Raw genomic sequence first — 22,078 nt, 5'->3', positions numbered from 1 at the left:
ACGGTGGCCGCGCCTCGTCTGGAACGACGAACTCGGCCACCGAGCGTTACACCATCATCCGGGACTCAACTGAACGATGACGACGCGACATGAGGGTCGACTCGAACTTACGTGGACAAACAAGGACCGCAGGCTTCTTGCCCACGACGTCGGAGACACGTTTGAGTGGGTGGACCCTCACGACCACCGGGTGGCCGAAATCCGGCTTCTCGACTCCGTCGCTAGCATCGGAGAGACAGCGTCCGAGGATCAGCGAGCCCAGGACAACCTTTTGATTCGAGGCGACGCACTTCATGGCTTGTCTTCCCTGACAGCCCTTCCAGAATTCCGCGACGAGTACGTCGGCAAGGTGCGGCTGTGCTACATCGACCCACCCTTCAACACGGAGCGTGCCTTTGACCAGTACAACGACGCGCTACAGCACTCCGTGTGGTTGACCATGATGCGTGACCGTCTCAGCCAGATTCGGCAGTTGCTGGCTGAGGACGGTGCAGTCTGGCTGCACCTGGACAATTCGGAGGTCCACCGGGCGCGTCTGGTCATGGACGAAGTCTTTGGAGTCGAGAACTACCGCAATACCGTCATTTGGAGACGCACGACGGGCAAATCTGCCGCGGTGCGAAATCTTGGCACCATGCACGACACCATCCTTGTGTACGCCAAGTCGGAGGCCACCAGGTTCCGACCCATTCTGCTTCCCTACGAAGAAAAGTACCTCAGTGGTAAATATGGAAACAGAGATGAGCGGGGCCAATACCGACTCGATAACCTGACTGCCACCGGGGTTCGAACAGGATCCAGTGGACAACCGTGGCAGGGTGTTGATGTCACGGCTAAGGGCCTTCATTGGCGTGCACCGCAAGCGGAACAGCTCCTGGGCCCGGATGCCGCAAAAATGTCCACCATCGAAAGGCTGGACGCGCTTCTGGCGGAAGGCTATATCCAGTTGCCAAATAAATCCGGGGGCACCCCCCAGTTCAAGAGATATCTGGATGTCGAAGGCGGGGTGGCTGTTGGCGACCTGTGGACGGATATCACGGTCCTGAACTCGCAATCCAAGGAACGCATGGGCTTTGACACGCAAAAGCCTGAACAGCTCATTGAGCGCATCGTGAAGATCGCCACCGACCCCGGAGACATCGTCCTGGATTGCTTCGTAGGTTCAGGTACCACGTCAGCCGTGGCCCATAAACTGGGTCGCCGATGGGTCACCATTGAACGTTCCCCCAATACGGTCGAACACTACATCGTGCCCCGACTGCAGGCAGTCGTAGAAGGTCGAGACGATACCGGCATCACCAAGTCGAGCGCATGGGCCGGAGGCGGGGGCTTCCGAGTGCTCGACGTACATCCGTCCATGTTCGAACGCACCGAAGACGATCGTGTCGTCGTGGCGCCATGGGCAACAGGGGGCTCGCTGGCAGAAGCAGTAGCAGCGCAAGCGTCTTTCTCGTATGACCCGGACGGAGCACCGTTCTGCGGGCGGAAGGGCAAGACCCGGCTTGCTGTCATCGACGGACTGCTGAACCCGGAAGTGCTCGACTTGCTGGTGTCATGGTTGGACGAAGGCGAGCTCATGACCGTTTTTGGAACCGCTGTTGACCCCGACTGTCACGCAGCATTGGCAGCCCTTCGAATGGGGTCCAACGTCAAAAAGATCCCGCAGTCCATCCTGGACGACTACCGGCGTTCCTTCCGTTCACGTACCAGCGTGATCGATTGGCCGAGCGTGGTTCTTACCCAAAACGAAGCGGACAAGGAGCTCGTCCATTGAGCGTCATCAGCGTGGACCTTGGGGCACTTACTGCAGTGTCCAAGCGGCTCGACCTGCGCGAGCCAAATAGGGAAGCGGTGGAGTCCATCGCTTTCGAGCTGGTCCGCCACTACGACATCGAGAAACGGCCTGCTCCTTTCGAAGGTGTCGTGGACTCTGCCACCGGGATGGGAAAGACCTACATATTCGCCGGCGCACTCGAGTATCTTGCTCTGGTTGAAGGGGTCCGCAATTTTGCGCTCATCGCCCCCTCGAGAACGATCCTGGACAAGACCGTCGCCCAGCTCACGCCCGGGAACCCAAAGTCGATCACCCATGGAATGAACGCTCCGCTCGTGGTGATCACGGCGGATAACTTCAATACTCCCTCTATGGCCACAGCCATGGAGGACGACTCGCAGGTGAAGCTTTACGTCTTCACCATTCAGTCTCTGCTGAAGCCGTCGACGAAAGCAGGTCGCCGAACCCACGATTTCCAAGAGGGACTCGGGTCTGGTCTGTACCAGCGTATGCAGGAAGCAGATGACCTGGTGGTGTTTGCCGATGAGCATCACGCGTACTACGGCAAGCAGTTCTCCGCGGCAGTGCGCGAGCTGAATCCCTGGGCTCTCATCGGCCTGACCGCCACACCCCACAAGTCGACGCCGGCCGACCAGATTATTTTTCGTTATCCCTTAGCTGCGGCGATCGCTGGTAAGTACGTCAAGACGCCCGTCATCGTGGGTCGTCGCGATGACAAGCACGACCCCGTCACTAAGTTGCTCGACGGTACGACCTTGTTGGAACGCAAGCGTGAGCTCGCGGATGAGTGGGCCGCGGCGCAGGGGGTGTCGCGGGTCAATCCGGTCATGCTCGTTGTTGCACGGGACATCACTGAGGCCGAACATTGGGCGAGCATTGTCAGGTCCTCAGACTTCAAGGGCGGCGCCTACCGAGATGCTGTCCTCGTCGTCCATTCCAAAGCGGTGACCGCGGCCAAGGAAGAAACTGAGCTACGCCGCCTCCAAGACATAGAGCACCCTGACTCACCCATCCGGGTCGTTATCTCGGTGCAAATGCTCAAGGAGGGATGGGACGTCAAGAACGTGTATGCGTTGCTCTCCACTCAACCCTCGCTGTCGGACGTCCTCACTGAACAAGTCCTCGGACGCGGCCTGCGCCTGCCCTTCGGTGAGTACACCGGCATCGAAATGCTGGACACTCTTGAGGTCCTCGCGCACGACAAGTACGAAGACTTGTTGCGGCGGAAAAACGTGTTCTCCGAGCAGTTCATCGATCACAAGATTCGGGCGCATTTGCGCACAGACTCTCGGGGCAACACCGTCGTTGTGCGAGAGGTCGAGGTGGTCGAGAACCCTGTCCTCCCCGAGCCTGCTCCACCAGTTGCGGAACCGGGGAACGACAGCTCCGGCCCCGGCAGATCCGCGGAGACAAATCCCGATACTGCCCCCACGACCGTCAACGCTGGGTCAGCCGTAGAAATTCGCACCGGAGCGCCGTCCTTGGCAACCATCGACGCACGTAGTGAATCCGCTCTGGAGCAACGGTTCCGCCTCAATACGGAGATCGCTCCAAGGCGCCCGGTGCAAATACCCATCCTGCGTCCGATGGCGGTGAAGTCCACGTTCTCCTTAACGGACATCACTGACCACGAGCAGTTTCGTCGGCTTGGACAGAAGATTCGCACTTCCCCCGACGACACTCTGCGTCGGACCGTCATATCGGCAGAGGTCTACACTGATCCCTTCGTGGGATTGAAATCCACCCGCTTGCGTACTGCAGAAGCAGTGGATCGGATCGAGGCATCCGGTCTTGTCTTCACCATGCCTCAGCTGCGAGCAATTCTTACTGATGCGGTCTTGGGGCTTGGCATTATTGTCGCACGACGTGATGACGCCGGAGTCGAACGGCGAGCCATCCAGCCCATTCTGGATGCGTTCCTGGATGGATTGAATGGTGGAGCAGACACCATCCTCTCTGCGTACCTTCAGCGAGCCACAGCTTTGCTCCTGGACGCGGTCAACAAGGAGTATCGACGTTTTGCCTCTGCTCCACAGTTTGAAGAAATCGTGTCCCTGACGACCATCGACAAGATAAGGCATAACACCCGCCCGGTCACCGGCGACAAACATGGCCACTTTGACCGTGGACAGGCCTACGAGGGATGGCAACGTTCCGTTTATTCCATAAACTGGTTCGACTCCGCCCCCGAACGCGATCTGGCTCTTCTGCTCGACGAGGCTACGCAGGTCAAGGATTGGTGCCGCCTACTCCGTAACGATCTCCCAATTTTGTGGGCTGCATCTGGTCAGCGCTACAACGCCGACTTCATCGCTACTACCCGCGAAGGCTTCTCCTGGGTCCTTGAGGTCAAAGCCGACAATCAAGTGACCAACGATGAAGTTATGGCCAAGAGGGAAGCCGCCAAACGCTGGGTTAACAAGGTCAATGCATCAAACAAGACCTCGGACACATGGAAATACCTTCTTGTAACGGAGACTGACATACGCACCGCGCGAGGATCTTGGCCGGCTCTCCAACGCCTTGGGCAGTGATGTTCAGAGGCCAGGGCGAGCGACTCCCTTCTCAGTGGATAGGACCAGTACGCCGCTGGAATGCACCCGAGCGGCGTGGTCCTCGGGCCTCTGTCCGATGTCTGAGAGGTCCGGGGCCCACATTCTCCCACTTTTTTGTGCAACCCCCAGCAACTTGGCGCGATTCACCACCTGAATTTTCCAGGTGCTTCCTCTGCCAGGCTTAGAGTTCGTTGCATAATGCGGTGCGCTGCCGGTGACAGGAGAGCGCAAAAGTGGTCTAATGCCGACTTCTTACGCAGTGTTTAATCAGCTAATGATGAACTCATCCCATCGCGAGTAAGACGCTCGCCTCCAATGCATTATCTCGTGCGAGCTGATATTCTTTTGTCTCTTTGGGATTGATTGTATTCGAGAGTTACCTTTTCTACATCCAGGCCATCTTGAATGGATTTCTTAGCAATCTCATACGCGCGCGCACTAAGCCCTTGATATCTAATGCTTCCATTTTTTGTTTTACGACAAAAGTATGCAACATCGTCATTTTTTATATTTAAATGCTCTATCAGGGCATAGCCCTGCTGTTGGGTCAATCCAAGTTTTTTTCCAAATTCAGAAAGCTTTCCCCCATACTCTTCAAATGGATCCATAGATCGATAAGCCAAAGCTTCCTCGTCTCGCTTGGCCTTTCGAACCGGGATAGCCTCCGCAGATTTACCGACCCGAAGGATCACCTCTTGCGCGTCCGACTCGGGCGACACGGGGGCAACATTCAAGGTGGCCAAACCAGGAAGAATTTTGGCCCATTCGACACCTTTGCGAAGCTCCTGCTCCGCTCGATTCACTTCCGCTTCTGTGGGCGGGTCAGTCCGCCCGGTGGCCGCGCCATCCAAACTTAGAAGCGGCCGTAGTCGAGCGCGCGCCTCCGGACCCTTCCGCGTTCCCGGGGCCAGGTAAGCGGTGACTGTGGCAAGCTCCTCTTCTACGAGTGTCCGCAAATCTTGAGGTGGCTCCGTGCTTACAGGGATAGCCCGTCCTGGCAACAGGTCAGTTAGGGTTTCCTCGAGTTCATCCTTGAGAAGACGTCGAAAGAGAGTTATGGCAGACCTCATGTGGACCCACAGCAGTTCTTCACTCATGGTGATCGAGTCATGAGTGGCGCAATCTCGATCCTGCTTTAGAGCCGAAAGGAGAGCTCGCTCATCATTTGTTATCACCTGCATATCGTCCCGTGCGATGCCGATGCAACGGCCCAGGGAATGCGTCAGTTCATCCCCCTTATCTCGGACGGTTCCGCGCTTTTGGTATATGACACTTTTGATGAGCATTTCGAATGCATGGCCCAAAAGCATTGGAACTGCATGGTCCCGGGCTATCGGAGAAGGACGATTGAAGATCTCGATCGCCAATGTCAAAGATTCCACCGCGCTGTCCCGGTATAGCATCGCCTGCCGCCTCATTCTCATGGGATCAGTATGCATTCGCAACCAGACAACGGGGGGCCCGTGTCCCGATACTGCCTTCTCCCTTCTCGGACCTTGGTCTCCAAGCGGTGCATCTGATCTTGCAACGCAAGGGTTGTACGTTGCCTTGGTTGCGAGACTGGAGCCGATGCGAGGGAATGTGCGCCCTGGTGCCGACTTGGGGTGGTTGACCCCATAGCAGTGTCAGGAGATCCTGACAGTGTCAGGGTTTCATGACACCTCGGAGGTGGATGTGCTCGATCCCCATGGGCAGCAGGGCGTGACGGCACCGCACGCGGCGTGGGAGCTGGGGGCGGCCCTGGCTGACCATTCTGTGCCGGTGGACGACCGTGACGGGGTGGCGGTGGCTCAGTTCCTGCGCATGGCTGCTGATGCGTGGGCCGCCGCGAAAACCGATGAAGCCGCCGATCGAGCTTTGGAGCGAGTGCGGTTCCTGCGCCTGCTGGAACGCGGGGCCGGGATGGCGCTGCGCGATGCCGTGGCGGATTCACGGGGGAGCGGGGCCTCGTGGGCCGGGGTTGGCTGGGCGCTGAACACCTCCCGGCAGAGTGCCTATGAACGATTCACCGACTGACTCTGTCTCTGGTGGGGGTTCGCCGGCGGGTGAGACCGAGTCTTAGGGGCTTTCGACGCGCTTGGTACGTCTCGCAGGTCATGGGATGCGAGACGTCTCGTCAGACTTTTTTGCGCCCGCATGATTCCGCGGCTCTGCCTGTCTCGTAGCTATGTGCTTTATCCATGTCCCTAGAATTGGATACTCAACGTTGGTTGCGAGACAGATGAGGTGGACATGGGGAAGCTGATCGGGTATGCCCGAGTGTCGACACGGCAGCAGGACGCGGACCGTCAAGTGCATGACCTGCTGCATGCCGGCGTGCGGCGCGATGACCTCTATGTGGACCATGGGGTGTCTGGAGGCCGTGGTTCGCGTCCCGCTTTTGACGAGGCGGTGGCTGCGCTCGAGGAGGGTGACACGTTGGTGATCACCACGCTGGATCGGTTGGGGCGGTCGACGCAGAACATGCTGGTCTTCGCCGAAGCGCTGCGGGGGAGAGGCGCCGGGCTGCGCGTCTTGAATTTGGGTGGGGGAGACGTGGACACCGCCACCCCGATGGGCTCGATGGTGTTCACGGTCATGGCGGCCTTGGCGCAGATGGAGCTGGAGATCAAGCGGGAACGCGTCACCGACTCGGTGGCCAAGCGCAGGGCCGCCGGCAAGGACCTCGGCGGGCGGCGCCAGACCTTTACCGACTCCCAGATCCGCAATGCACTTCGGCTGATCGAGTCCGGGGAGCCGGCCACCCAGGTCGCCCGCGACCTGGGCATGTCCCGGGCTACCCTGTATCGGCGGATCCGGGAGCTGCCCTCCACGGTGGCGTAAAACCTTCCTCAGGTGGCCGTTTTGCCTGTTGAAGCCGCTCCCGGACGGACGAGGCAGGAGCCTTCCGACGCGCCGCTGGAGGCGTGGGACGACTGCAACCCAGAGGTTCCCTGACTATCGCAGAGGAGGCCCGCGCGCCGCTGACGACTATGTAGGTCTTCATGGCTAGCGTCGACATCAGGTCGACCCAACAGCTTCCTTTGAGCGTCGGCCGGGGGCGCGGAGGAGATTGAGAGCGGACATGAACAGGTGCTACCAGGTCGAGCGGTTGCTGGGCGGTTGGTCGGGTCTCGCCGGGAGGTACGACTGCTGATGACCGAGCAGACTACATCCGTGGATCTGGAAGCCACTGAGTCGGTTGACCCGAGGGCGATGCTAGCCAATTGGGCGAATGCGAACGATGAATGGGTGCGCCTTCTCGTATCTGATGTGATCGATTCTGGGCGCCCTGTAGGCGCAACGATGAATGACAAGGCTTACCAGCTCTTTCGGCAGGAAAAGTCGCTTGACAAGCGCGACCTACCGGCTGTCGCGATGCTCGACATCGAAGCGCGCCAGGACGTGTCTGCGCCGCCGCTGACCCTGACCCGTGTTTCGGAGGTTCATGGCGTCAATGCTCTGGTTCCCGGCGCCGTAATCGAGCCGCACGAGGGTCTGACGATTCTCTATGGGGAGAACGGCAGTGGCAAGACCGGATACTCACGCGTCTTCAAGGCCTTGGCGAACAGCCGTACCGCTGACACGATCCTCGCCAACATCGACGCCGATGCTTCCCACGGTCCAACCGCCAAGCTGGAATTCAAGCTCGGCGATGATGAACAGACCTTGACTTGGACGGGTAATCGGGGAGTTTCGCCCTTCACGCGCATGTCGATCTTCGACAGTCCTGCGGTGTCCACTCACGTGGACGAGGACCTCGATTACGTTTACGTCCCTGCCTCGCTTGCCTTGTTCAACCACGTCACGGCCGCGATTCAGGAAATAACCGCCCGGATCGACATGGCCATCAGCGCACTCGGCACCGACAGTTCAGGACTGCTCTCCCGGTTCCAACGCGGGTCGACAATCTACCCGATGATCGAAACCCTCGGTGCGTCCACCGACCTGGTGGACCTTGAATCGAAGGCCGCAACTGGCGAGGATGTCGACAAGCAGCTTGACGCGCTGACTCAGGCCGTGGCCGCTCTGCGAGCCAATAACATGGGCGCACAGATCGCTGGTCTCAAGGGTGAACAGCGTGTCCTCACGCAAGCGGTGGCTGCCGGCGATGCACTCCTGGCGTTCGACACCTCCGCATACAACGGAGCTCTGGAGAAACGTGCGCAGCTCGACAGGGACTATGAGATTTTCCGCAGCGAGCTATTCGCCGCCGCAGACCTGCCAGCCGATCCAGACGATACGTGGAGCGGCTTTATCAAGGCTGGCGAGACTTACCAACAACATCTGGTTGAGATCAGCGCACACGATGTGGGCCGATGCCTCTACTGCCGCCAAACCTTGCTGGAGCCTGCACGAGATCTTCTCGCTAGGTACTCGACCTACCTCGAGGACAAGATTTCCGCGGACATCCGCGCCACGGACGCCGCATTGGCCGATATGAAGCGTCAGGTCGCCAACATCCAGAGCAACGAGCTCGTCGCCTTTATCGACGAGTACAAGGAAGCCGAAGACAAGCCCCTCTACTTCCCGCAGGTGGAAACTATCGAAGGGATGAGGAAAGTAGTAGCCGGCGCGCTCGAGCTGGATAAGTCGGTCGACCTCAAGATCGCCGATGTGGTTGCTACGCCAAGGGACGACCTCCATGTCGCCCTCAAGACCGTCGGCACCAACATCATGGATCTGCATGCCCAAATGCAGAGCCGGACCCAAGTCCTCGACCAGAAGCAGACCGAACTCCTGGAACTTACGGACGCCGTTGAGCTCGGCAAGTCCTGGCCGCTGATCGAAGCGCAAGTCAAAAGTGCCAAGGAGGTGGACCAGCTCAGGACCCTCAAGCGCCCGCTGTCGTCAGTGGTTCGGGCCGTGACCGCGCTGGCCAAGACCGCCAGTAACCAGATGATCAATCAAAGCTTCGATGCGCTGTTCCTCGAGGAGTGCAACGCCCTAAGGGCACCAAGTCTGAAGCTGCAGTTCGTTGGACGTGAGGGCAAGGCTCAGCGCCGCAAGATCATGAGTGGTCGGCACAAGCCGTCCAAGGTGTTCTCCGAGGGGGAGCAGAAGGTGCTCGCTCTCGCTGACTTTTTGGCCGAGGCGCGGCTGGCCGGCATCACCGCACCAGTGGTCTTTGACGACCCTGTATCGAGCCTCGACCACCGCCGACTCAAGGAGGTTGCGGGGCGCATCGCGCGATTGGCCGAGAACAACCAGGTCATTGTCTTCACGCACGACATCCTGTTCGCCACGACGCTCCTCGCCCTATTCGAGAAGTCCAAACGCTGTGTCTACTTCCAGATCACCGGCGAGGACGGCAAGGGCAAGGTCACCCGTGCGACAGGTCCGCGCTGGGACACGCTGGGCGGGATCAAGGGCAAAATCAACGGCGCCATTCAAGCCGCGAAGCAGCAGGAGGGCGAGAAGCGCGACGCCAGCGTACGTGTTGGCTACGGCTGGCTCAGGTCGTGGTGTGAAGTCTTTACCGAAACCGAACTGCTCCAAGGCGTGACCCAGCGCTACCAGCCGAACGTCAGCATGACTCGGCTACCGAACATCAACACCGCCAGGCTCGACGAAATCATCCCCAAAGTCACGGAGATCTTCGAAGAAGCCTGCCGGTACATCGACGGCCACTCTCAACCACTCGTGACGCTGGGTGTCAGCCCGACGCTAACTAAGCTCGAACAGCACTGGGCCGAGTTGCAGGAGTTGAAGAAGACCCACGAGGGCAAGTCAAAGAGCACCACGTGACAATCGGTAGGGACCGTCTCGCCAACAGGCAGCATTCGATCCCGCTTCAGTAGCCTTTCGCTTTACATATGGCCCGTTGGCGGTCATGAAGCCGGGCGGGTTAATCGCCGCATTGCGCGTGTGCGGCGCTCGAGTGATCGCTATTTGGGAGCGGGTGGATTGCTCGAGACAGAGCATGCCGTCCTTCGGTGAACAGCTGCAGTGCAGGGAGGAGGGTCAAAGTCGGTGCCGGGGGAGGATCATGGGTGCCAGTAGGTCAAGAGGCGGCGTGGTGGCCGGCCGTGAGGCCGGGTGTGGTGTGGTGGAGGTGGATGTGGTGGGATCGGATTCGTCGGTGGTGGAGCTGGCTGGCGCTTTTGCCCGGTTGCAGGGGTTGTTGCTGGATGCGGGTACGGCCGCCGGTGCGGTGGCCGAGCTGGCGGAGGTGGCCCAGGACCTGATCCTGTTGGCGGTCGGGGCCGGGGTGACGCTGATCGACCAGAACGGGCAGCCGAGTTCCTTGGCGGCCACCGATCCGGGGGTGGAGGCGGTGGATCGGATGCAGTACGCGGCCGGGGAGGGCCCGTGCCTCACAGCCTGGGACACCGTGACCTTCCAGCGGGTGGAGGACACCTACACCGAGACCCGGTGGCCGGACTGGGCCGCGGCCGCAGCCGCCACCGGGGTGCGTTCGGTGCTGAGCACCCCGCTGGTCTATCAAGGGCAGGAGATCGGGGCGGTGAAGGTCTACGCGGGTGAACCGGAGGCCTTCACCGAGCATGAGGAGCACCTGCTGGACCTGTTGGCGGGGGCGGCTGCGACCCTGTTGGGGGCCATCCAGGACTCCCAATCCGCCCACCAGCTCACCGGGCAGCTCCACGATGCTGTGGCTGGCCGCCAGGAGATCCAGCAGGCCGTGGGCTTGCTGATGGAACGCCACGACCTGGAGGCCGAGGCCGCTCACGCCCGGCTGCTGGCCCGGGCCCGCCAGCAACACCTGCCCGTGGTGGAACTGGCCTCGCGCGTGCTCCACCACGCCGAGGACCCCCGACTCTAGGGGCGCACCGGCTGTGGAGGAGGAGGGCGTCGGCGCCGCCCAGGCCCGGGCCCTATGCGCGGCCCTGGAAGCCACCGACCTCGGGTTGGACCGGCTGTGGATGCACTACTTCCGCCTCGGCGGAGAGGCCAGGGTGATGGAGGTCGACGCCTACCTCCACCACGCCTTGGCCCTGCCGGGACTGCAGCGGGACCTGCTGGCCTGGGCGGTCCAGGAACTGGCCGAAGGCCGGCAGATCCCGCCCCTGAAGTTCGCCGCCGACTACCGCGCCCCCGACCACCGCAGTGGTGTTCGGGAGAGCGAGGCGGGTCAGCCGCAGAACCTGCAGGAACGGGGCGAAGAAGAGGACTGATCGCCCCTGGCCGAAGACCGGGGCCAGATCCCGGGGGAACTGCCTGCCCACCAGCGGCTCCGGACCGGCGCACCCGGCGTAGGTTGGGAAGCCAAGGCCGAGACGGTGAGGCGGGGGGAGGCACTCATCGACCGGAGCCTGATATCCCGGGGTGATCTCCGGGCGGATCCACCAGGGCAGTGAAAGCCACCATGACACCTGACACCCATGTGCTCGAACTCACCGCGGTCTTCGCCCGCATCCAGGGCATGCTGCTCAGCCGGGAGGCCGCCACCGAGGCGGTGCACCTGTAGCCCTTCCAACAGGTCCTGCCGGCGGCACGCGGCCAACAACTTCATCGACTGCCTTCCCCCACCACACCGCCCCAGGGGTCCGTCCCACCAGAGGAGCTTAGAACTCGTTTCATAATGCGGTGAGTCGCCGGTGGCAGATCAGCACGCAGGCTAGCTGGCGCAGTCCGAGGCGAAGGTCGGCTCGGCGTTCCCATCGGGTGCGCAACCGCTTGTAGGCGTGCAGCCACGCGAAGCCGCGCTCGACCACCCAGCGGTGCTGGCCCAGCCCGGAACCATGGGCGACTCCGCGGCGGGCGATGCGCGGGGTGATGCCCCGGGCTCGCAGCAGCCGTCGGTACTTGTCGTGGTCGTAGCCCCGGTCGGCGAACAGCTCCCGCGGCTTGCGGCGAGGCCGCCCGCGGAGTTCGCGGATCGGCGGGATCGAGTCCACCAGGGGCAGCAACTGGGTGACGTCGTTGCGGTTCCCTCCGGTCAGGTGGCCTGCAGCGGGATGCCGTGGGCGTCAACGATCAGATGGTGTTTGGAACCTGGTCCGCCCCGATCGACAGGGCTGGGTCCAACGTGGTCCCCCCTTTAAGGGCCCGCACATGCGAACCGTCCACCGCGCACCGGTCCAGGTCCAGCGCGCCGGCGGCGCGCAGCTGGGCCAGGAGTAGCTCGTGCACCGCCGGCCAGACCCCGGCCTCGGTCCAGTCCCTCAGTCGTCGCCAGCACGTGACCCCGGAGACGCCCAGCAGATTCCGCGGCAACTGATTCCAGCCGATCCCGATCTTGAGCACGAACACGGTTCTTCGCCAGAGCGGCCCGGTCATCGGTCGGCCTGCGCCCCGGGTGCTTGTAGCGGCGGGGTGGGCGTGGGGGCAACAACGGCTCGGCTTGCTCCCACAGCAAGTCCGGTACGAGATCCCCCATCATGCCTACCAGGGTCGACGGGGACGCAATCAGAGCTCAAGAGCTACGACCAACTCATTCTGAAATGACCTCTAAATCTGGTGATGAACAACTGCGCTATGGACAACACCCCGAAGGTCAAAGCCTGGCTGGCTGGGAACTCGCGCTTCTACGCGCATTTCGGACCGACCTTTGCCTCGTGGCTGAATCTGGGTTAGGTCTAGGTCGGCATCATTGAGCACCAGGCCATGCCCCGTGCTGACGCCGTCTTGGTCAGTGAGTTCAACGCCAAGACAAGCATCGAAATCCTAAAAAAGCCAACCGTCTAACAAATTCAAGAACGATCCACGGGGGCCTGTCTTGCACAAGGGCATCCGGGCTCTGTTCAGCATTGATTCGCCCACTCGACATACGAAATCACAGGACATGGCAACGGAAAAGTCCACTTTCGCGGAAAAATCAGCGAAATGTATGCTCCAACTGGCCAGTAGTCCTTGCTGGTATGAGTGCTTTTTCATAGCCTGATCACCCGATGTGGACTAGCTGCGGGGGCTGATTCGCCGGACTGTTGCTCTTGGTGCACGCGCGTTCGGATGGCGAACGAAGGGCAGGTCAGCTTACTCCACCTCTCGTAAATCAAACTGAGGAGTCAGCATGGGCTGGTGGGGATCAGCTAGAAGTTTCGGGCGCAAAGTTTGGAAGCGCGTCAAAAGTACGGCTAAACGTGTCTGGCACGGCATAGGCGGACTAACAAGCATCATTTCTAATATTGTCAAAAATGGAATCAGTAAAATAAGCTTGTTATGGGAAATCCCTTTAGTTTATCTGGAGTGGATACCTGAAAAAAAGCTCAGATTGCGGGTTGTTATTCTTAGTGACGAAAATGGTAACCCGATTGCGCCCCGCGATCGGGTTGAGAGCGCAGTAGCAATTACGCAAAGAATTTTTGAGCGCGAACTCAACGTAAAAGTTGAAGGTGTTTTTGGTGATATTGTGCGCGAGTCTGCGGAACGGGCTCCATCCGATGTCCTCAATCCGCCATGCTCATCCGGCGCGAGCGATATTCATACTCAAATTGGACCCATGTTTGGTGAAATGGGGGCATGGTATCGAAATCGGATAGCGCGTACGCCAGGCGGAACCTTTGCTGGATACGGCACTCCAGTTACAATGTTTGTGGTTCGTGATGTACAAGGAAGCATAATTGGGTGCGCCCACTTAGCGTGGTTCGAAAACTATGGATATATTGAGCCTACAGCTCTTCCACCGTCATGGGCGCCGACTGGAGATGTTGACGAAGTCAAACCCTATGAAGACTTTGAGCATGCGACACTCGCCCATGAAATCGGGCACAGCTGCGATCTGTTTCACCGGAAGCCTAAGCGGAATCTTATGTACAGCAATCAGAGTCGTACAGGTACTAGCCTGACGAAGTGGCAAAAAGCTGTCGCTCGCTCATGCACACACATCACCTACCGCTAGCAACGACGCGAGAATAATCCGCCAGAGCCAAGTGCGCCCAAAATCGGTGTGGACTCCATTAAGTGAGTGGGCGGGTATTACTGGCCAGGATTGCGTCACTTACAGCAAAACCATAATTTTCCGGTCCCCCAACGAACTGCGTTGCGAACCACCATGCATTCCTGTTTATTTAAATAAAGTTCGCGGTAATGAAACCGTGGCCAGGCAAAAAATCCGAGCAGACCCGGGATACCCCGACCTATTTAGTGACATATTTATCGGCAAGGCCTTCGCCGAGAGGTTCAGGCCCAGTAAACAGCTCGAGTTGGCCAACACCGCGGTCGGACTCGTTGGTGTAATAAGAAAGGCTAACTGGACTCTCGTTACGCAATATATCGTACCACCTTACAAACAAATCGAAGGGCAACCATGCAAAGAGAGTAATTTCTCCGGGCAACCCTGCTTCATACCCCGGGAAGGAAGGATCCCGTTGCGTTTGAAATTGAATTAGTGCATGCGTCGCACCGGCACCTTCAGATGTTCCTCTCAAATTCATAGTGTAATAGATATCTCCCTCAGGTAGAGGCAGTTGCCGTATATTTAATTGGACGTCATAGCTTTCAATACGAAGAATTTTCATGATGTCTCCTGCAGTATATTTTATAGTCACTATCGGTCACAAATGATGTGCCCAGAAAATCGTAATCCTTAACTGCGCATCTCGCAGGGCGTCAGATAAAGCCACGCTCTGCACGTTGCTAGCATTGCGGATGACCTCCGCCGATGCATCCGCAGCTACTAAAGGTATATAAGCATTGGTATTACCCCGTATTTCTGATTACCTTCTTGGCAACTTCGAGTAAGCGTCGATTTTTGGATGACCCAAGGATTTCCTTTGCTGTTCAAACTCAAATATGCACTAGCATCACAGTCTCTGACCCTGCCTCCTAGAGGTGTCTGCTAATTTTGTCTGAATTGAAATATATGACTAAGGAGGCGACGGTAATGTAGCTATTGCAATGCTGGAGGAAACATCGCTGAGGGGCGACCGCTACACCGATTGCGAAATTGGCGACCGAGATGTACGTGATGCAGCGCTACCTGGGCCCAAAGCTGTTGGAGCGGGTCGGAATCCACAACTTTGACTCGTGGGCGGCGACCTTCGGTTAGGCGGTGGCCAGGATGGAGTGGTCGGTGGCCAGTGGGGTGACACTTTGAAGATGAAGAAGCTCTTTGCCAAGTCTTGAACGTGCCCTAGTGTCCGGGGGTTGTAGTTCCTCAGCGATTGATGAGGTAGGACCATGGGTTGTGGCAAACCATCTTGCGGCCCCGCTGTTTCTCCGGGAAGGCGACCGGGAGGAGCTGACCCATCTGGTGCGCGCGACCTCGATGCGGGTCGGGCTGGCTCTGCGGGCAAGGATCGTGCTGCTGGCCGCAGAGGGGCTCACTAGCACCGAGATTGCCCAGCAGATGGGGACCACCCGCACCACGGTGATCGCCTGGCGGGCCCGCTACAAGCAGGCTGGCATCGAGAGGCTGTCCGACCATGACCGGTCGGGCCGGCCCCGGCAGATTGACCATCGGGCAATCGTGGCCGCCACCACCCTACGGCCCCCTCCCGAAGCTGGAAGTCACGCACTGGTCCTCGCGGCTGTTGGGTTCCATGCGGGGGCTCGATCACCACCGTGGCGATAGCCTGGCGGGAGTACGGGGTGCACCCCTGGCGGGCCGGCACGTTCAAGTTGTCCACCGACCGGAACTGGTCGCGACGGTCGTCGACGTGGTCGGGCTGTATCTGGCCCCACTCGACAACGCCATCGTGTCGTGCGTTGACGAGAAGGCCCAGATCCAGGCGCTGGAACGCACTGCACCGGGGCTGCCGATGCAGTCCGACCAGCCGGCGGTGAGGCCCCACGGCTACATTTGTCACGGGACCTTGACCTTGGTCGCCGCGCTGGAGATCGCCACCGGTCATGTCACGACCGCGTGCAAGCCGCGGCACCGGCGCCAGGAGTTTCCCGCCTTACTCAAGCAGGTCGCCCGGTCCTACCCGGATCAGCAGCCGGACCCGGTGATGGACACCTACGCGGTCCACAAGACCCCCGAGGTGAAGGCCTGGCTGGCCGAGAACCCCCGGTTCCAGGTGCACTTCACACCCACCTCGGCGTCATGGCTGAATCTCGTGGAGGTCTGATTGGGCATCATCGAGCGCCAAGCGCTGCACCTGGCTGATGTCGCCTCGGTGCCCGAGCTGAACAAGCAGATCCGGGCTTTGGTCACCGGCTGGAACGACCGTTGCCGCCCCTTCGCTTGGACTAAAGCCAGCGCCGAGATCCTGAAAAAACCAACCGCTCAACGACTTCAATTATGGTCCACTAGGACAAGCACCGCATCCCCTTGGTCTAAATAAAAACCTGTGCCGTAAATAATTATAAAAAACAATTATTTTGTAGCAGAACGACATTTATTTTCAGCCGAAAGGTTTTGCTTACTATGCGGCGACCAGGGCATACAAAGAACCTGATCAAGAGGCCACCCGCCTCCAAGAAAACTCCTTACAGCATCGGCGGCCTTAGCGGTATCAAAAATCCACACCAAATCTCCCTCTAATCCACAATTTACCAACGTCATTCTTTGTTTCTCAGCATCAGAAAACAAACCATTAACAGCCATCCATGCTTTAGGATTACTATCATCCCCTATATATTCATATCTTGTTTTAAAATCATAATATGTATAACTACTGGAATCATAAGTGTCAAACTGAGTAAACGTTTTGCCACCAGTCGTAACTTTGTATTCCAATAAGGGTGAAACGGGCAACTTCATTCTAATTATCATGGCCTCGCAAAAGTCATTGTGATACCTTTTTAATCGATTTCCACCCACCCGCGGTACCCATGAGGTCTGACAAGGCCGTCTTTTTGTTTTTTTAGTCTCCTCCACGGGGGGAGAAATAGGTTTATCCAGCGGCCGGGGGAATTCAACTGTACTTTTAGGCGTCAAACGTGAAGCATTAGCCGTAACAGCTTGAACGGATCGTTGCAAAGTAACCACATATTCATCCAAAAGTTCATTTTGCCTTTCACGTCTGCCTGGAGCAAAAGTGGATGCCGTGTTAGCAACCACGGAAAACCCAATAATTAATCCTACCAATGCTACAAGGTCAGCTGGCCCTGGCTCGGGTCCGTCAAGAATCGCTATCGTTGCGGCCGCTGCAAGAGTAAGACGTTTTCGACTACGCGGAGCTTGAGAATCCAAAATTCGCCCAGTCGCGGGACCCTGATAAAAAAGATAGCGTTGCGTTCTCCAACGTATAACAACACGCTCCATCGCATCGAGCTCCGTGTTCAACGAGCGCAATAATTTGGGATTAACTTGGGCCAGTAAAGGATCATGCGCAATTTGGCGAAGATTTTGCAAAGTTTCATATGCCAGTATGAGACGCTCTTCGGCAGGCAGTTGTAAAACTTTACGAACTTCCGCGTCAACTTCTCTTTGATACAAAACTTCTGCGGCCGCAGGGGGCAAACCTGAGCCATTATTCTTCAGGATCAGCGGCCTTCTTGCATCCCGTAGAATAGTGAGCAATTTATTCCTGGTATTGGTCGATAAGCGGGAGAATCGAACAGAAAGCTCATCATCGGGGTGGGGGCCTGACAAACGTTCCAGCAATGGTGCTGCGGCTGAAGGGGACAAACATTTAAAGCTTTCCCATAGTTCCTTACGGCGATGGGCTATGGCCTGGACATCCTTTTCTGATACAAAAGATAGAAGAGCATATGAAATGCGTTCCATCAGTACGGAATCATGGTCTCCACAAACAGAATTTCCCATTGTAAGCATTCATTTCCACGCCATACTAGGCCAGGGCGGGGTTTATAAAGGCTAATTCGAATAAACGGTTCGCAATATGAAACACCTAACCCGACAAGAAAAATTATAAATGGCGTTGTTAGTAGAGGAAATCGCATTACCGGTGAAGTTGTTGCATTGAGCATATAAGAACTTTTAAGCAGAGTAGTGGATGAACACACTTAGGCTGTCAAAAAAATGAGTATAAGTTTACTCTTGTTCCAGTACAACTTTTATCGGTCCACTAATTGGCGAATCCATGATTTCACCTAGGACACAGAAACCCGAGGATGACTCCATATGAACACCATCCGTGGGAATGGTTAGAGTCTGGTTGGTAAGAATTCCTGGTTCTACGTCTGGAGCGTCTTGTTCCAGCGTTGTCAATAGATTGGCCAAATCCCCAGCTTCTGGAGATACTCTTATGGGGACGATGATACTATCACGGCTGAGGAAGGCTGTATCCGGATCAAACAGCGTCAATCCATTTTTTCCAAGTTGAGGGAGATGATTTACAAGAATGTCTTGGGCAAATTGTGCAATAGACCGCGTTCTTGTTTTTGCTGCTAAGTGGTAAATGTATCGTTCAGAATAGTAACGATTGTGGCAAGTAAGGTGTTTTATTACCCGAGATAACACCCATTCAGCTCGCTGTTGTGCCAGTTTTTCCTCTTTCTCCCCTTCTGCGGGCTGTAATAAAGGACTCAATATTCCCTTTACCATGGCTAAAAATCCTGATATCCTACGGAATACTTCGGTTGACCGATTGCTGTCAATTACAGTACTTATGTGTTCAGGCTTGTCGGGCAACCATAGCGGCCCTATCTGCGCCTCTAATGAAATCGCCAATTCGACAGCCAGACTTGCATTCTTGCCGGGTAAGACTTGATCTAGATACACTCGATTATATGATGCTAATGTAGAATAAATAATGCCGAAATTAGTATCAACTGCATCTGCATAAGCGCTAAAGCTCGATTCTAGAGGAAATATAAAAGAATTTTGTGCATCATTTTCATCCCATGGTCTTGGGCGTATTGGGCCAGATTCGCCTATGGAGGGGTTTGGCCATGGAGTCGGGAAATTGAATATGGGTTTGCTCCCAAAAAGACTATCGAGCGCCATTAAAGCTACCTGGCCCGCACGTTCTCCAAAAGTTTCTTCTGGGGAATTACTTGTTAACTGGAGTGCCTCGGCAAGTTCTGCTGCGAGTGTTTGGTCCGTTAGTTCTTCTGCAAGGAACCTGCCATTGCTGAGAATAAACTCGCGGTCAAATCTCAGAATCCCGGGCGTAATTTCTATGGCTGGCAGTACTTGGGTTGATTTAAATTGAATATCATACTCCTTCACCAAGTTATATACGTCAATGCGTAATGTGCGGTCCCGGTAAGGATTACGAATTTTCCTTGCAGTTGTATCTTCGGCAGTTGTTTCAGTGGACTCTCGTACCTGAACTTTGTGTAGTGTTTTTAAATTTGACGCAGATTTTTCTGTACTATTTTTCGTTTGTTGCGCTGACGAAGAAAAGGCATTATTGACCGTACTTGTAACTGACCCACTAACTCCTACACTAAATTTAGGCAACGTTATTCCAGCATTGCCACTGACAGTCCAATTGTTGGTTTTAGATGATGACTTCGTAACATTAAACACATCATTGAAGGCTGTCGAATTTTCAGTCTGTTCCGTTCTTTCCTCTTCGTCTAAAGTTTCTCGATCAAACTTTGTAATCTGAGTATTTCGTACTGAAATTGACAGTGTCTCATTAGGAGCCAAAGCGATGCTGGCAGAGAGCGCTCCCAATTTAAGGTAGTTGAAGAACCATTGTTGTTGATACTGAAGATCAAAGCAGAAGTTTACCCTTGTGTTGGGCAAAATATTGCATGCTAAGGTTGGTATGGGCCCGCCATCTATTTCGTCACCTCTGAATACCTCGAGAGCCTTTGCAACAATAAGCTGGTGAAAATTAACAATCTGTTCGGGTCCTTCTCCGTATTTTAAGATATCGCACAGCTCTGGCGTTTCGCTTTTAGTTTCGGGATCTTTAAGTTGCTGTTTTTCTGTAACTCTATTTTCAAATTCGCCGACAAAGGTGTTCACAATGTCTTGAATTTGTTGGTTGTTAACTTTTGATTGGGCTTCCTCTATTTTTTGTAAATCTGCCTTCTTTTTATTTTGACTGTCAATTGCATTTTGTCGCGTGGTCGGGGGTTGCTCCTGGGTGCTCATTTTAACCTTCTAAGTGGGCGGCAGAGTGGAATAATTGGCCATATTGGATTTTTATTTTCCGCACATTTTTTCGTATGATAGTTGGGTTTTGCCATGCTTATGCCTGCGGTTTTACAAGCTTGGTTTAACGGGCGCATCATGGGTAATTTAGCTTTTATTGACTTGATGCAGTTAGGTTCTGACAGTACTGCTCCGTGTTTTACCTGCCTACAGCTGTATGTATGGCGGTGCGCTAGGGCATAATGTCGTGGGGCTCGGTCCTCGGTGACGTTTTTCCATTGGTTTGACCCGGCGGGGCTTACAAGGCGGACGCCCCAATGAACTGTTTGACCTGCCATTGCGTCGTCAAAAGTTCCGGGAATTTCGAACGTGGGGCAACCGACCCCGGTGGTGATCTCTTGCATGACAATGTCACCCCGGCTGTTCCAGTGGCCGGTGGGCCGAGTATTCTGTAAGACGTCGTTTTTGATACCGCTGAGGTACTGGAACCGGACAGTAATCACGGATCCCCCAACCGACAGGTGAACTGCACTTGACCCGTCGCCGAGTAGCGCCGGCTAATGTCCCAAGTCTTCCCGCTTGTCAGTTCCGATCAAGGAATCACTTCCGATGTGAACCAATAGATCCAGTTCGTTGCGCTCAGATAACCCTATGGTGACGATTTCAGTAGGTTCACAGTAGACGCACCTCGGGTTTTCGCGGTGGGTGCAACACTGAGTGTTGGGGATGGTGTTGTGTGTGGGTACTCGATCCTGATCACGTCGGACCTGCTCCAGGTGTTTTGGGAGCGGATGCAGGCCGGGGAGTTCATTACCGGGGCGGTGGCAGCTATCCGTACAAGCCGGCGCACCGGGGCCCGGGTTCTGGAGGAGGCCGGTGGGGTGCGGCCACGCCGCGGACGCAACCTTAAGGGCCGGTGCCTGAGCTTCGCCGAGCGGGAGGAGATCGCCCTGTTGCGCGTTCAGGGACAGTCTTTGCGGCAGATCGGAGAGGCGATCGGCCGATCACCGTCGACGATCTCGCGGGAACTGCGACGCAAGGCCACCGCCCAAGGCGGTTATCGGGCCACGACAGCGCATGTGCTGGCCTATGAACGAGCAGCGCGCCCGAAGCCGGCGAAGCTGCACACCCATCCCGAGTTGCGTGCGATCGTCGTGAGAGACCTCGCCGATAAGTATTCGCCTGAGCAGATCGCTGGGCGCCTGCAGCGAGAATTCCCCGACAAGCCGGAGATGTGGGTCCCCGGTCGTGCGGGTGGGCAACAGCACAGCCGCCGCGTAGCGGGAGTGGGAGGCGACCATCACCAGCACCAGGAAGTCCCGGGCCACCCCGGCATGATCCGGGATTAGCCGGCCCGGGAACCACAGATCGCACTGGATCTGCTCCCCGGCGTGATGGATCAGCCGGTCCGCCGGATCAGCCACCCGGTACCCCGGGCGCAACCTGGCCACGTTGGCGTAGAACCACGACCGGGAGCCCTCCCAGCCGACTCTCTCGGCGAGCACCGCGGTGGGCATCGACGGGAAGCGGGCCAGCACATCCCGCACCGCGGCCTCGACCTCACTAAACGCCCCCTCCACCGGCGGACGCCAGCTGTAGGACGGCGGGTCCGTCGAGCGGATCGCCTTCGCGACCGTATTCCGCGACAGCGACAACTCCCTGGCAATCGCCGCCTGCGATAAGCCCTCCACCCGATGCAGCTGACGGATCAGCGCCCAATCCTCCACAGTGATCACTCTCCAATCGTTGGACGAGCTGCTCACTTTTCGACAGGAACTTCAGCTACCTATTCGACCGAAACCGACCCTGAGACGGGTCAAGTCCCTGGGCGTGGTGTAACGGTCCTTCCTGTGGTGGTCAGGCGGTGAGCGCGGCCAATGGGTC

General features: G+C 57.1%; 12 protein-coding genes and 4 pseudogenes. 10 read left to right on the top strand and 6 right to left on the bottom strand.

Annotated elements, in window-relative coordinates; genetic code table 11:
* The first annotated feature begins 190 nt into the window (after window positions 1–190).
* Window positions 191–1,774 carry a site-specific DNA-methyltransferase gene (locus ACFYE1_RS16430; protein WP_387745285.1) on the top strand — a complete coding sequence of 528 codons (1,584 nt, stop codon included), beginning with the start codon at window positions 191–193 and terminating at the stop codon, window positions 1,772–1,774.
* On the top strand, window positions 1,771–4,329 hold the full coding sequence (locus tag ACFYE1_RS16425; RefSeq protein WP_387745282.1) for a DEAD/DEAH box helicase: 2,559 nt from the start codon (window positions 1,771–1,773) through the stop codon (window positions 4,327–4,329). Before ACFYE1_RS16430 ends, ACFYE1_RS16425 begins: the two co-directional genes overlap by 4 nt.
* Before the next feature lie 341 nt (window positions 4,330–4,670).
* Here the strand turns inward: ACFYE1_RS16425 and ACFYE1_RS16420 are convergent, their stop codons facing one another.
* Window positions 4,671–5,753, bottom strand: coding sequence for a DUF3644 domain-containing protein (locus ACFYE1_RS16420; RefSeq protein WP_387745279.1), 1,083 nt, complete (start codon window positions 5,751–5,753; stop codon window positions 4,671–4,673).
* Between the two features lie 271 nt (window positions 5,754–6,024).
* On the opposite strand from ACFYE1_RS16420, the gene ACFYE1_RS16415 reads away from it, so the two are divergent.
* The 5 genes from ACFYE1_RS16415 to ACFYE1_RS16395 all read left to right on the top strand — a co-directional run bounded on the left by ACFYE1_RS16415 (window position 6,025) and on the right by ACFYE1_RS16395 (window position 11,465).
* Window positions 6,025–6,366, top strand: a complete 342-nt coding sequence (locus ACFYE1_RS16415; protein WP_387745276.1) for a hypothetical protein — start codon at window positions 6,025–6,027, stop codon at window positions 6,364–6,366.
* Between the two features lie 216 nt (window positions 6,367–6,582).
* Complete coding sequence (locus tag ACFYE1_RS16410) at window positions 6,583–7,173, top strand: recombinase family protein (protein WP_387745273.1); 591 nt, start codon at window positions 6,583–6,585, stop codon at window positions 7,171–7,173.
* A 312-nt stretch (window positions 7,174–7,485) separates the two neighbouring features.
* Complete coding sequence (locus tag ACFYE1_RS16405) at window positions 7,486–10,077, top strand: AAA family ATPase (RefSeq protein WP_387745270.1); 2,592 nt, start codon at window positions 7,486–7,488, stop codon at window positions 10,075–10,077.
* Between the two features lie 316 nt (window positions 10,078–10,393).
* Complete coding sequence (locus ACFYE1_RS16400; protein WP_387745267.1) at window positions 10,394–11,113, top strand: GAF and ANTAR domain-containing protein; 720 nt, start codon at window positions 10,394–10,396, stop codon at window positions 11,111–11,113.
* 13 nt (window positions 11,114–11,126) lie between these two features.
* On the top strand, window positions 11,127–11,465 hold the full coding sequence (locus ACFYE1_RS16395) for a hypothetical protein (RefSeq protein WP_387745264.1): 339 nt from the start codon (window positions 11,127–11,129) through the stop codon (window positions 11,463–11,465).
* A 402-nt stretch (window positions 11,466–11,867) separates the two neighbouring features.
* On the opposite strand, the pseudogene ACFYE1_RS16390 reads toward ACFYE1_RS16395, so the two are convergent.
* A pseudogene (locus ACFYE1_RS16390) lies at window positions 11,868–12,673 on the bottom strand (IS5 family transposase).
* 630 nt (window positions 12,674–13,303) lie between these two features.
* Here ACFYE1_RS16390 and ACFYE1_RS16385 point away from each other — a divergent pair.
* Window positions 13,304–14,131 (top strand): hypothetical protein, encoded by an 828-nt coding sequence (locus tag ACFYE1_RS16385; RefSeq protein ID WP_387745261.1) that lies wholly within the window; start codon window positions 13,304–13,306, stop codon window positions 14,129–14,131.
* Window positions 14,132–14,369: 238 nt separating this feature from the next.
* Here ACFYE1_RS16385 and ACFYE1_RS16380 read toward each other — a convergent pair whose 3' ends face one another.
* Window positions 14,370–14,750, bottom strand: coding sequence for a hypothetical protein (locus ACFYE1_RS16380; RefSeq protein ID WP_387745258.1), 381 nt, complete (start codon window positions 14,748–14,750; stop codon window positions 14,370–14,372).
* 668 nt (window positions 14,751–15,418) lie between these two features.
* Here ACFYE1_RS16380 and ACFYE1_RS16375 point away from each other — a divergent pair.
* Window positions 15,419–16,520, top strand: a pseudogene (locus tag ACFYE1_RS16375) (IS630 family transposase).
* Between the two features lie 32 nt (window positions 16,521–16,552).
* On the opposite strand, the gene ACFYE1_RS16370 reads toward ACFYE1_RS16375, so the two are convergent.
* Both ACFYE1_RS16370 and ACFYE1_RS16365 read right to left on the bottom strand, forming a co-directional pair.
* Window positions 16,553–17,956: a hypothetical protein gene (locus ACFYE1_RS16370; protein WP_387745255.1), complete on the bottom strand. Its 1,404-nt coding sequence runs from the start codon at window positions 17,954–17,956 to the stop codon at window positions 16,553–16,555.
* 219 nt (window positions 17,957–18,175) lie between these two features.
* Complete coding sequence (locus ACFYE1_RS16365; protein WP_387745252.1) at window positions 18,176–20,194, bottom strand: hypothetical protein; 2,019 nt, start codon at window positions 20,192–20,194, stop codon at window positions 18,176–18,178.
* Window positions 20,195–20,985: 791 nt separating this feature from the next.
* Between ACFYE1_RS16365 and ACFYE1_RS16360 the strand changes: the two are divergent.
* Window positions 20,986–21,435 (top strand): annotated as a pseudogene (locus tag ACFYE1_RS16360) (transposase); the annotation flags it as partial.
* On the opposite strand, the pseudogene ACFYE1_RS16355 reads toward ACFYE1_RS16360, so the two are convergent.
* Window positions 21,433–21,921, bottom strand: a pseudogene (locus ACFYE1_RS16355) (IS21-like element ISMyma9 family transposase); the annotation flags it as partial. The pseudogenes ACFYE1_RS16360 and ACFYE1_RS16355 overlap by 3 nt on opposite strands.
* Window positions 21,922–22,078: the final 157 nt, after the last annotated feature.

The sequence above is a fragment of the Kocuria nitroreducens genome, from assembly GCF_042879195.1.
Lineage (GTDB): Bacteria > Actinomycetota > Actinomycetes > Actinomycetales > Micrococcaceae > Kocuria > Kocuria nitroreducens.
This window is presented reverse-complemented; position numbering and strand designations above follow the sequence as displayed.